The sequence below is a fragment of the Aliifodinibius sp. S!AR15-10 genome (genome assembly GCF_031569985.1).
In the GTDB taxonomy this organism is placed as follows: Bacteria; Bacteroidota; Rhodothermia; order Balneolales; family Balneolaceae; genus JAMQKA01.
The window spans coordinates 93,971-106,540 of record NZ_JAMQKA010000008.1; the positions used below are offsets into that span (position 1 = coordinate 93,971).

General features: G+C 45.5%; 10 protein-coding genes. 6 read left to right on the plus strand and 4 right to left on the minus strand.

Annotated elements, in window-relative coordinates; translation table 11 throughout:
• Nucleotides 1–16: 16 nt before the first annotated feature.
• From NC796_RS07715 to NC796_RS07730, 4 genes are all read right to left on the minus strand, one after another.
• Complete coding sequence (locus NC796_RS07715; RefSeq protein ID WP_310683630.1) at nt 17–310, minus strand: hypothetical protein; 294 nt, start codon at nt 308–310, stop codon at nt 17–19.
• Nucleotides 311–974: 664 nt separating this feature from the next.
• Nucleotides 975–1,313 (minus strand): hypothetical protein, encoded by a 339-nt coding sequence (locus NC796_RS07720; RefSeq protein ID WP_310683632.1) that lies wholly within the window; start codon nt 1,311–1,313, stop codon nt 975–977.
• 119 nt (nt 1,314–1,432) lie between these two features.
• Nucleotides 1,433–2,017: a hypothetical protein gene (locus tag NC796_RS07725; RefSeq protein WP_310683634.1), complete on the minus strand. Its 585-nt coding sequence runs from the start codon at nt 2,015–2,017 to the stop codon at nt 1,433–1,435.
• Nucleotides 2,018–2,212: 195 nt separating this feature from the next.
• Nucleotides 2,213–4,276: a TonB-dependent receptor gene (locus NC796_RS07730; protein ID WP_310683636.1), complete on the minus strand. Its 2,064-nt coding sequence runs from the start codon at nt 4,274–4,276 to the stop codon at nt 2,213–2,215.
• A 144-nt stretch (nt 4,277–4,420) separates the two neighbouring features.
• On the opposite strand from NC796_RS07730, the gene NC796_RS07735 reads away from it, so the two are divergent.
• From NC796_RS07735 to NC796_RS07760, 6 genes are read left to right on the plus strand one after another with little or no spacing between them, the layout of a single operon-like run.
• Nucleotides 4,421–5,569, plus strand: a complete 1,149-nt coding sequence (locus NC796_RS07735) for a hybrid sensor histidine kinase/response regulator (RefSeq protein ID WP_310683637.1) — start codon at nt 4,421–4,423, stop codon at nt 5,567–5,569.
• 27 nt (nt 5,570–5,596) lie between these two features.
• On the plus strand, nt 5,597–6,526 hold the full coding sequence (locus NC796_RS07740) for a response regulator (RefSeq protein WP_310683639.1): 930 nt from the start codon (nt 5,597–5,599) through the stop codon (nt 6,524–6,526).
• A 25-nt stretch (nt 6,527–6,551) separates the two neighbouring features.
• Entirely contained in the window at nt 6,552–7,733 is a 1,182-nt protein-coding gene (locus NC796_RS07745; protein WP_310683640.1) for a DUF3492 domain-containing protein, read from the plus strand.
• A gap of 7 nt (nt 7,734–7,740) precedes the next feature.
• Nucleotides 7,741–9,312, plus strand: coding sequence for a GT4 family glycosyltransferase PelF (gene pelF, locus NC796_RS07750; protein WP_310683642.1), 1,572 nt, complete (start codon nt 7,741–7,743; stop codon nt 9,310–9,312).
• On the plus strand, nt 9,305–10,930 hold the full coding sequence (locus tag NC796_RS07755) for a hypothetical protein (RefSeq protein ID WP_310683644.1): 1,626 nt from the start codon (nt 9,305–9,307) through the stop codon (nt 10,928–10,930). Before pelF ends, NC796_RS07755 begins: the two co-directional genes overlap by 8 nt.
• Before the next feature lie 11 nt (nt 10,931–10,941).
• Nucleotides 10,942–12,552, plus strand: a complete 1,611-nt coding sequence (locus tag NC796_RS07760; protein ID WP_310683646.1) for an HD domain-containing phosphohydrolase — start codon at nt 10,942–10,944, stop codon at nt 12,550–12,552.
• The last annotated feature ends 18 nt before the right edge of the window (nt 12,553–12,570 follow it).

The following is a 12,570-nucleotide window of genomic DNA, read 5'->3' on the forward strand; positions in this document are numbered from 1 at the left end:
TTTAAAAAGGTAGTAACTATTCAGAAAGAGTTTTTATAGACTCCAATTCCCAATAGTTTCCATTTAATGTAACTGTAACTCTATAATCTTTACCATCTGTTAAAGTAGCACCGTAAATATAGAGTTTATTTCCTTCTTTAAGGTCTCCATTAAATGTACTGTTAATTTCAGACCATGTTTGTCCTTCTATACTCTTTAGTGCTGTTATTTCAACATCTGCTTTTTTGTTGATAGTGTTTGCATCGTTAATGCAACTTGATGTTAATATTAGTGTGAATAAAAGTGACAATGTTAATAATAGATTTTTCATAATGTTGTATATGTTTTATTTGGGTTAACTGACAATAAATATAAAGTAAATTAAAAATTCTGTGATTTTCTTGTATAAACCTAAAAGGTCTACATGATAACATCAATTAAAACGGACATTACAAAGTAAATCTTTAATTACATAGGTTCTCTTTAGTGACTCCTAGTATGTCGAAAGATGTACTGGGAGTTTTTTATTTGTCTACTTTTTGGGAAGAGAATTGTTAAAATTAAAAATCAACCGGAATTTACTACCCATTTGCTACCCAAAATGGGATATTTTCAGTATATATATAAACACTACAAATCTATAAGTTAATGGCAGCCAACGAGTTACACGTATTTAATATTTGATGAACAGTTTTCTATGATAAAGTTAGGTTTGTTTCGAATATAGTGTATTTAGTTTTTAACTGAATACAAATTTATTAATACATAAACTTAGGAGTACACAGATGGGATGCGTTTACACCACGGGCTTGGCAACATCTTCTTTTTTTTAGCTGAAGGCGACAGCACTATCCGCGGTCTGTAGTTGTGAGATTAATAGCTACGGGTAAGTGATAAACCGTTTTCTTAACCTTGCCTTCAGATTTTTACTGATGTAATTTATAAAAGATGGGCTTGAGGAGGCTATACAGGAATGTTCCAGTTACCAGATATAGTTAGGCAAGGCCTCTCATGGCGTTAAGCTTGCGCTGGGCAATAAAGGAGAGAATCCATATCAGTCCCCATGCGATTGCTGTTGCCCACCATTGACCGTATAACAGGAATCCGGTATTCAGGGCATAGAGCAAGTGAGGAACCCAGTCCGGGGCGTCTGTTGCAGTTTTTCGGATTAGCTGCATCGAGCTGTCACCGACAAGGACGATAATTTTCACCAGTAGCATAAGAGTAGTGTAACCGATAATTACCCACTGCATCCATGATGTTTCAATAAAAATTGCCGAAATAATGAACAGGGTGACAATGATATCTACGAAGACTTCTTTGAGCCAGTGCATAGAAAACTTTGGGTTAAATCGCTGATATGAGAGCCTTCAAGTTTATCTACTTTAGGAAGGAGTTTCAACAGTAATTGCTGCAAGCAGCCCCCGGCCTAAAGAGGCTGCTGCAGAATTGGTTATTTTATTTCAATCTCTTTTACCCACATCAGTTCCGATCCATCTTTACCATAGTCATCTCGTTTCAAGGAACTTTTCAGTGACCAACCGTCCTGGGTGCTCGCTTCTACGAGATATCCCTTTAATTTTACAATATGACCCTTCCGAATATCCCAGATCTTTTTTTCTATTTCCGGGGTGGAGGGAGCCAGGTGAATATTGGCAGACTTCTGGACCATTTTGTGCAGTGGTATCGGCTGATGGGTTATTTGCCAATCATAATAGCGTTCAGACTGCTTGATTAAAATCTCATTTAGGTTCTTTTCGTCAGACATTGGTCCCCAACCTACAACGAGATCTAGTGGGGCAAATTCGGCAAGTTTATCGTGGTATCGGGCTTTGGATAGAACGCGGGCTTCAATATTAAATTCAGCCAATGGTTTAACTTTGAAACCGTTGTGTTTGATATCTTTTATCCCAAAAGCCTGTTGCTGGACAGGTTCAGATGGAGCTACCACACCAGGACCGTGTGTAATAGTACGCTCAGTCATATAGAGGTAACTACTTACAAACAGGATACCTAAAAAGATGACATGCTTTAACATTGTTGTCCTCCGAAGTCTTTACTTTTGACTTTTGTCTGTAGATGATAATATAGGAGAGATCAGAGGGGTAATTTGTTACAAATTTTTAACAAACAGCGATTTAGCATTAAATTTTTATTATATGAGGTGATTTTTTGCTAAATATAGCTGTTTTGTCTGGGTTGGATTGAAAAAATAAGGTATAGGTAGGCAAAATCAGAATTCTAGACTGAGTCCCGTTCGCCAATTTATACCTGCCGCCGGCTCGTAGTACCGTCCCCCAAAAGCGTTGACTACCACCGAACCATTGTATCGGGCGTCGAAGAGATTGTTAACCGCAAGGAATGGGGTAACAGTGATTCCGCTACCAACGGGCAGGCTGTTGTAGCTGACACGACCATTGACCACCCAGTAGGCATCATTGTAGGCGGTGTTCCTGTTGTTGACCGCAAATTCACTTACGTGTTGGGCATCTGTGGTAAGCCAGAAGTTTCCGGGTCGCCAGTGCAGCACGCCCGAAAGCCGGTGCTGCGGCACGCCGGGCACCGCTTTCCCATCCAGGGGCTCCCCGTCAAGGGTGGCTTTGGTAAACTCTGCATCGGTAAGATTGTATGTGAGGCCCGCCTGCAGGGAACGCGAAATATCATATTGTACATTGGCCTCCACTCCCCGGTGCACGGTTTCCCCCTGGTTGCGGTAGTAAGTGGGACCGTTGGCTTCCAGCTGGTAGGGGAACAGCAGGTCCGAAATCCAGAGGTTGTAGAGCGCGATATCATAGGAGAGTCTGGATGAAAACAGTTGCCCGCGGCTTCCCAGCTCAAAACCAAGCGTTTGTTCCGGCTGTATATCGGGATTAAAGCCGTTTCCGCCTCCTGGGCGATTTACCAGTTCGGTAGTCGTAGGCGCCTCAAAGCCCGTGCTAAGATTGCTGAAGAACTCCACATTGCCGAGGGAATAATTAATGCCCACCCCGGGACTCACCGATTGGAAGTCGCGTTCCCCTGACTGGTCCGGGGAACCGGCGTCGGTGTCAAACCGGATCCAGTCGTAGCGCACCGAACCGAGCAATTTCAGGCTGTTCAGCGTATAGGTTGATGTTAGAAACGCGGCGTGATTGTATACATTCTCAATCTGGTCAACCTGGATGCCGCCGCGCTGCGTGTCATCATTGTCATATTCCACGCGATCATCGCGCTGAATTTTGGTTTCGGCCCCAAAACTGAATGAGAACCGGCCCGCATCCCGCTGCAGGGTAGCCCGTGCACCGCCTGCGCGCCGGTCGAGCGTGATGATGGCAAAGGGCAGGGGATTCTCCAGATCCCGGTAGGTCCCGTAGGCCGTTGCCTTAAGGAAACCGAGCGAATTTTGATTCGAGAAGCTTACGCCAAACTGTCCCTGGCTGATCTGCTTGCCGGCGTCCAGGCTTTGAAATCCCTGGTTGGCCTGGGTCGGATCATCCTGTGCCTGCTGCTTGGTCAGCCCGCTGGGATGCTCGGCCTGGGGCATATTGGCATAGGCGCCAAAATATTCGATCCGGCTGTTTGCGTTTAGGTCAACGGATCCGGTAACGCCCGCACGACCAATGGTGACTTCGCTGTGGTCGCGATATCCACCCTGATTTAGGTATGAGGCATACCCGCTAATTCCATGCTTCCCAAACCGTTGAGAAAATTGCACGTCATTTTTAATTAAGCCGTAGGAGCCAATGGTACTTCGCACCATGAAAGGCGATTTTGTGTTTGCAGGGGGAGTAGTATTGAGGTAAAGCACTCCGCCACTGCTGTTTCCCCAAAACATAGAAGACGGGCCACGGATCAGCTCGGCACGTCGGATAAAAATCGGGTCCACGACCGTAAGCATCGCCTGCCCGTCGGCCATGGTGAGGGGAACCCCGTCCATCACCACTTGTATGCCGCGAACGCCAAACTGCGCGCGCCACCCGATGCCCCGCACCGTAATGCGTTCGCCCAGCGCGTAGTTTTCGCGGTCGTTCACCCAAATGCCCGGTACCTGGTCAAACAGGTCGTCCATCGTGACCGGGGCTTTATGGGTGAGCGTCTGCTGGTCATTTCGTAGTACGCTCAACGAAATGGGGGGATGCTCGCTGCTAAGGGCCGAATGGGTAGCTTGAATTTCAATCGCTTCAAGTGAAGCTTGAAGGGTGTCAGATGGATTTTCATTTTTATTTTGTGCACTTACAAGACTAGAAAGTGCCAGGCATATAAATGTGATGAAGCTAAAAAGACGAAAATGTTGGGTGGTTCTCGTAGAATTTTGCATAAATATGTATTGTATGAACTAATGTCTTGGGGTTCAATATGATAAACACATATATTCATCAGTTGAAATTTGACAACAATGAATTGTGTGTTACATTGCGCTATCCAGATATCATCATCCAACAAGCTAGAATAACGTAAAAAAATGCCAGATCATTCTGACACCACCACCATTTTAATAGTGGATGACTCGGAGCAAAATGTACGGCTATTATCCCATGTTTTAAAGAAGGAGGGGTATAAAATTCTGGAGGCTCTTAATGGCCGCAAAGCATTGGATATCGTGGCTGAAAAAGCTCCCGATATTATTTTGCTTGATGTGATTATGCCGGATCTAAATGGCTTCGAAATTTGCAAAAAGCTCAAGGATCAGCAATCAACGAAGGATATCCCTATCATTTTCCTGAGTTCGCTGTCCGAGACCGATTCAAAGGTTAAGGGATTCAATGTGGGAGGCGTAGATTACATCACAAAACCGTTCCAGCGCGAAGAGGTTCTGGCCCGAATTGATCTTCACGTGCGTCTTAAACAGTTACAAGACGAGCTTGAGGAAAAAATTGATGAACTAAAAGAGCGGGAACAGCGGCTTAATGCCTTGAATAAACGCAAAGATGAGCTGATGCGCATTTTAAGCCACGATATTCGGAATCCCGTCACCGGCATTATTGGTGTGGCCCAACTGCTTTCTGAAAGCTCAGAAGATCTATCAATGGAGGATCGAGAAACGATGTATCATTCCATCGAGGAAAGCGGGCGTAAGATTCAGCGCCTGGTGAATGACCTGTTAAATAAAGGGACTGCGGAAAGAAGTATATCAGAGTTAAACACCGAACAGGTCAATGTGGATGAAATGGTAAAAGAGGTCATTGAGCTACACCAACCGACGGCACTGACGAAAAAAATTTCGTTTGACCTTGAATCCGACAAGGAGATAGAGTTACGACTTGATCGACAGAAGATGGAACAGGTGGTAGGCAACCTGATATCAAATGCATTGAAGTTTACACCCGAAGGGGGGACGATCTCAATTGGGGTGGACAAAAACACTGAAAAGGACCAGGTCGAAATTAAGGTTTCAGACAATGGGGTTGGCATTCCTGAGAATGAGCTTCCAGATTTGCTTACTGATGATGGCCCCAAGAATGTTCGCACAGGCACAAACGGTGAAAAGGGATCGGGAATTGGGCTGGATATTATTAAACAGTTTACCGAACTGCATGGTGGATCTGTCTTGATTGATTCCTGCCAGGGAGAGGGTACAACATTTACAATCAAGCTCCCGAATATAAATTAAATCATTAATATAAGTCATTGAAATTCAATGGATTACAAGATATTAGTAATCGATGACGACGAACCCATGCACATTATTACCAAAAATTTATTGGGCAAGGAGTTTGATTTAATTCATGCCCGGAATGCACAGGAGGGGATAGACATCCTGTCGGAACGACACGTGAACTTGATTATGTCTGACATCCACATGCCGGGAATCAGTGGCCTGGAGTTCCTGGAATCATTGATGGATGATGCCCAAAAAAGGGCGATACCGGTGCTGGTGATCACAAACCTTCCGACAGTGGAAAAAGAGAAAAAAGCACTGGAACTCGGTGCAGCTGATTTCATCGACAAATCGATGTTCGTTGACAACAAGGAAGAGGTACTAAACCAGGTCCGAATGAAGCTGGTTACTAACCTGGACCTCGACGATCTTTCGGAAAACCTTGTGGATCATAAAAAGAAGCTCGTTTCTAAGCTTATGTCCGAAGCGATCGGTGGCGATTTTATCTCTACCGTGAAAAAGCTGTGTGTAGAAATTCAAAAGTTATTCGGTGTAGACTCGATTTCATTCTGGACCATTTCAGATGGCAAGCCTAACCTGATTACTTCAGCAGGACAACAGCTGCCGCCGGACTATGGGGGAGAGGATTTGGAAAACGAGCAGACCTTCCAGCAGATGCTCAGCGAAAAAAAAGCCTACATGACCAATCACGTATTCAATGAGGAAAAGGGGATTCTGGTCGATTTTTCGAAGGATAATAACTATCCGGCTGAAGTTGGGATCCCGATGTTTGCGCTAGATGAGCGAAAACTGTTGATCAACAAAATGAAAATTCCCGGGGATGCTGACCTCTTTGCCTATCTAATCCTAAAAAGGAACAAACTTTTTTCATCCAAAGAGTTTGAGATGATTTCAAAACTACTGACCCAAACAGGGTCTATTTTTTGGCGACTTTATAAAGATATCTAACGACGGCTGACATTTTTTTTACAATATGATGAGCGTTAAACCCAGGATTCTTCTTGTGATCGAAGGGACCTATCCCTGGTACCGGGGTGGGGTAAGCGAATGGGTATATCAATATATCACCGCTTTTGATCACGTTGCATTTACCATTGTTCAGATTGCCACCGATGAGTTCCAGTATACTGCTCTCGATGAGGCGCTGTATAATGTTCCCGATCACGTAACCCGGTTTATCCGGATACCGCCACCCGATATCTCCCAAGACTGGGAGCAGGATTCTTCGAAATGGCTTCAAGAACATCAGGAGAAGATGGCACATGCGTTTGATGAAGCTGATTGCGTCCATATAGCCAATACAGGATTTGCTGGATGGCTGGGAATGACCCTGGCAGCAAAGTCTGGCAAGCCTCTTATCCTGACCGAACACGCGCTCTACTGGAAAGAGGTGAAGATGGGAGCCGTGGCACTGGAATGTGGCTATAAGATACCGGATCACAAAACGGGGAAATTATACATAACAACTCTTTTTAAAGGAATTGCAAGCAGTGTCTATAAGGCCGCTGACGAGGTCATCAGTGTCTCGGAATGCAACATTTCTGAACAAGAATCACTGGGTGCTCAACAGGTGCAATATATCCCGAACGGGGTTGGAGCAGACTGGATAAAAGCTGGGAAATCTCGTTCCAAAACCTTCACTGTTGGTTGGATCGGTCGCTGTGCAGAGATGAAAAATCCTCTTCGATTTTTTGAATTTTTTAACGCAGTCGACATTGAGGCCAAAGGACTTATGATGCTTAGTGATGCGGGGGAAGATCAGTTAAAAAGGAGAGTGAAGAAACGAGCCGAAGAGTATGCCAATATCGAGCTGGTCTGGAACCGACCGGCCGCCGAGAGGATCGATGAGATGGATGCCCTCTGTATTACCAGTCATAATGAGTCTCAACCCCTTGTGTTGTTTGAAGCGCTGTCTCGACAGGTGCTGCCCGTTGGCTGGCAGATAGGAGATGTGAGCGAAAAATATGCAGTTGTTGTGGAGCCTCAAAGTCCCGTGGAGGAACTCGCCAAAAAAATTACCACTCTCTGGGAATATCAACCCCGATGGCAAAGCGAATTAGCAAAACGATTTGCAGAGTTCAAAAAATATCACACTTGGCAGGCTATTTTTGATCAGTATAACAGCGTTTTAGAACCTTATTTAAAAACAAGCTGATATCATCGTGAGTCCAAAGCCCCACGTATTATTTCAGACGGAAGGCTCGTACCCATACAGTGGGGGCGGTGTCTCCACATGGTCGCACATGCTGTGTACGGAGCTCCGAGAAAAAGTGGATTTCACGCTATTTGCCATAACCGGAAGCCCGGTGGTGGAAACACGCTATCGCCTCACTGAAAACGTAAAATCGATTATTCATGTACCGCTGTGGGGAGCCGAAGAACCGGTTCAATATTTTTACAAGGACGTCCCTTTTTCCCGCCATATCCAGCGCAGGGGGCAGACCAACGACAAAAATGTAAAGAAATACTTCTTCCCGTTATTCCGCGATTTTGTGGATGGTTTGATGAATCCGTTTGGATCGGCGAGAGAGTTCGGAGAAATAGTTTACGGTTTTTGGAAATACTACCGTCACTTTGATTATAAACAAACCCTCAGGAATCCGCTGGTATGGTTGGAGTTTAAGAAACAACTCTCTCAAAAATACCAAGAGGCGGAAAACCTAAAGATAGGAGAGGAGCCACCACGTGTTTTTGACGTTACGTTCGGAATGCGTTGGCTCTACCACTTTTTGATGGCTCTTGCAGTCCCGGTTCCCGATGTAAGCCTGACCCACGCCACCATTGCCGGCTTTCCCGCCATCACCTCTATTGCCGCAAAGTATGAGTATGGAATTCCCTCGCTGCTGACCGATCACGGGGTATTCATCCGGGAACGGCTGATCAACGTTAGCCGGGATAACTTCCCGTACTTTTCAAAAAAACTCCTGATTGACCTGGGCACCTTCATCACCAGGGCAGCATACTACCACGCCGACCAAATTTCGCCGGTAACCTCCGTCAACAAGAAGTGGGAGCAGCGATATGAGGCAGATGATGCCCGAATTGAGCCGATCTATAATGGGGTAGACACCGATCTTTTTAAACCGACACCAAAGCCGCCGGAAACAGAGGGTACTCCAACCGTGGTGGCGGCAGCGCATGTTTTTCCACTGAAGGATATTGAGACGATGATCCGCTGTTGCGACTTGGTCCGAAGGGAGATTCCCAATGTCCGGTTTGTGCTTTATGGCGGACTCGATGTCGATCCGGACTACACTGAAAAATGCCGGAAACTTGTGAAAAAACTCAATGTAGGTGATAATTTTAAATTTGGCGGCTTCCACAATGCACCCCAGGAACTCTTTAATGAGGGCGATATTTCAATTTTAAGCTCTATTTCCGAGGGATTCCCATACACTGTTATCGAGTCGATGAGCTGTGCACGTCCAGTTGTTGCCACCGATGTGGGAGGGATCCGTGAGGCACTGGAAGGGTGTGGCGAACTCTGCCGTCCCCGGGATCCACAATCACTGGCTGACGGTGTCATTAAACTGCTGATGGATGACGACCTGCGCATTAGCATGGGTCGCAAGGCCCGGGAACGTGTGCTCTTAAAATATACGATCGAAAAGTCTGTGAACAGCTATTATGAAACCTATCAACGGATGCACCAGCAACAGCGCCAGCCACTTAAACAGGAGATTTCACTTCCTTCTGTAAAACAAGTTGTAGAGTTGGAACCCGAATATGTCTGAAGCAACGAAAATAAAACCCGGTGATATCTCCCTGGTTGAGCTCAGGGAGAAGGTCCAAGAACAGGTTGGGAATCCTGTGAGCGTCTGGGCTGTAGCTGCTACGCTGGAATCGTTTGGTCTTCGGGATATCGATGTACAGGAGGAGTTCGAGATTGAAACCGTCTTTGAGCTTGCGGATGAAATTTACAAACAGCTTAAGGAGGAAATAGCTCGACAGGATGGAGCCAGAGGGCCAAAGAGGATAAACAAGCTAAAAAAGCCTCCCTTGATGGAAAGTGCCAAGCTGTTTGGCAAACATTATTCCCTGGGGCTCCTGTTCTCACTGCCGATGATAAGTCAGATTGCGGCTGTCTTGATCTTTCGGTATTCACTCTGGGCATGGCTTGAATTCAACGAGGCGCAAGCCACAATGGTCGCTGTCGGTACTATAGGTGCGTTTGTCATTACCGGGGGATTTGTGCAGACACTGGGACGACATGTCTCAAAGTACAAGGGAGAAGAAAACTTTAGGCTGGCCTTTAAAGCGACAAAACAAATTATCGGGAAAGGAGTGTTTACGGTCGGACTTGTGACAGTGGGATTCTACCTTATCAATATTGTTATTCCTTTCTACCCGATGGGCATGATGCTGATTGGTCTAACCTACATGGTGCTTATCAGCTTGCTACTGTTGGCTTCCGGGGTGTTATACGCGATGGAGCACCGCGTGATGATATTGACCGCTATTTTAATCGGTACCGCTGTCGTTATCGTCGGCATGGATGGATTTGAGATGGGGATTTACCTGGCCCAGTGGATTGGGATGGGCTTTACGATTCTGCTCTTGGGGCTATACGCATTTGTTTATTATCGTCTGAAGATCAAGTTATCAGGGCAGGATATGCAGGATCAGGCCCTCCCCAATCCGGAAGTTAGATACTACAACAGCTATCGCTATTTTATTTATGGTTTTTGCTACTTCCTATTTCTGTTCTTGGATCGCCTGCTGGCCTGGTCGGCCGGTCCGCCGCCCCCGCCTTATATTATCTGGTTTAATACGCCCTATGAGCTGGGTATGGACTGGGCCCTTCTCAGCTTGGTATTGACGATTGCGGTGCTCGAGTACAGTATCCATGCATTTTCCAAACGGATGCTGCCCGTGCAAAAGCAGGCGCCCTTTATGCAGGTAGACCTTTTTAACAAATATTTCAAATCATTTTATGTTAAACAGGTAATATTGCTTCTTGTGGTGGGCATTGTATCCATTGGCATTACATATGTCAGTATTAACAGCTTGAGAGCGTTTATTAATGAGGTACCTGAAATCAGGGATTTCTTTGCCAACCCCATGACCCCGAGAGTGTTCTGGATGGCCAGCATAGCATACCTGTTTTTAGTCTATGGCTTACTGAATTCATTGTTTTTCTTTACACTGAATCGCCCTTCGTTCGTAATGTATGCCATGATTATATCCACGGTTGTTAATTTTTTTGTTGGTTATATATGCAGCAGGGTTATATCATTGGAATATGCAGCGGTAGGGCTAATAGCCGGGTCTGTCACCTTTGCGTGCATAACAGGATGGATGGCGTACCGATTTTTTAAGCGATTAGATTACTACTATTATTCTGCATTTTAATTCATCGTATTATGATCAGAGATGTGAAAAGTTATTTTCAAACTGTTGCCAGCAGGCTTTCCAATGCTTTTGCTGTGGAGGAGTTTGATACAGAGAGTGAGCTTGAGTTTTGGTCGTTGGCCGCAGAAAATATTTCACGAAAAGAGGCGCCTAAGTTCATCGATATTGTTCAGTGGATGGATCTGCTGTACCGGGCACCGATCCATTTTGTCTACAAAAGGGAGAAGGAAGATAAACTAACACTATATCGCCGGCAGGTAATCGTCGATAATATTATACATGTAACCTCCGGGGGTTCAGGAGAGCTATCAAAGAAACAGCAGCAACAGGTCCGCGAATTTGAGGAACAGCTGGAAGACCTGGAAAAAAGTATTCCATGGAGCGACGAGTTCCTGAATACCGGGATCTCATCCCATTCCATTGGCAAATGTGAGCATATACCCATTTATGAGGACGAAGAGCTCTGGGGAATCTACTGTGTCGGCCCGTATGTGCAAAGCCCCGACAGTATCAAAGCAAAGCTATCGATTGTGGCCCGTATTTTATCGAAAAGTCTGGTTGAAATTGATTCTGCAGAGGCTAAGCCGACAAAAAATTACGAGGAGAAAGCCGGTGAGGTAGCCAGTGACCTGGGTACCGGTACACTCAATATCGACCGTATTGCCAACCTGATGCTGGGTTATCTTGCCAACCTGAACACCGCAAGGTTTGGAGCAATCATTGAACTGACCCAGCAAGCCCCCGATTTTTTAGCGAAACACAAACTTAACGAGGAGTTTATTGCCTGGATGAAATCAAATATTCCAGGAGATGCTTCCAGTGGAGAGGTTGAAGAAAAGTTAAACAGCGCAGCTGCACTCTCCTTAGTCCCCGAAGTGGATCATATCAAAGTTAATGAGCTAAAAACAGAATATTCCAGGGCCATAATCTTTTTTGGGCTCTCGGAGGATTCGGGCAGGGAGGAAGAGATTGAAGCAAACATTTCAACAACCCTTAATGATCTTTTACTCTACCGAAGGCAGAACCTTGAAATAACAAATAAGCTGATTGATACCTACTACAAGATGTTGCGCGAAATGGAGAAGAAAAAGGAGCGGACCTATTATCACACTCCGCGTATCATCTCCCTTGTCGATAGTTTCGGGCAGTATTTTGGATTAGACAAGGAGGAGCAGGAGCGATTGGTACTTACGGCCCGCCTGCATGATGTGGGATATATCGTAACGCAGCAGCTGGATGACCGGATGACGGTCGGGGCGGAACTCGAACATCCTTTTATCGGCAGCATGATCGTAGAGGCATTGCCCTTGCATAAAGATGTCAAGGAAGGGATAAAAACCCATCACGAATGGATCAACGGCTCCGGAACACCGTACGGTCTCAAGGGAGAAGAGATAGCCTGGACGGGAAAAATTGTAGGACTTTTTGAGTTTGTGAATGAGTTCATAGAGAACCATCAGGATGATGACAGCAATACGGAAAAGGAATGGATTGAGCGTCTGACAGGAGAGCTTATTGAGCGTGCAGAAAACCAGTTTGACATGGTACTTGTTCCAACAGCTATTGAGCTTATTCAATCGCTGGGGTGGAATGAGATCTGTGCTCTTGGTTCAGATAAATAAACTAATCAGTCCTCGTTC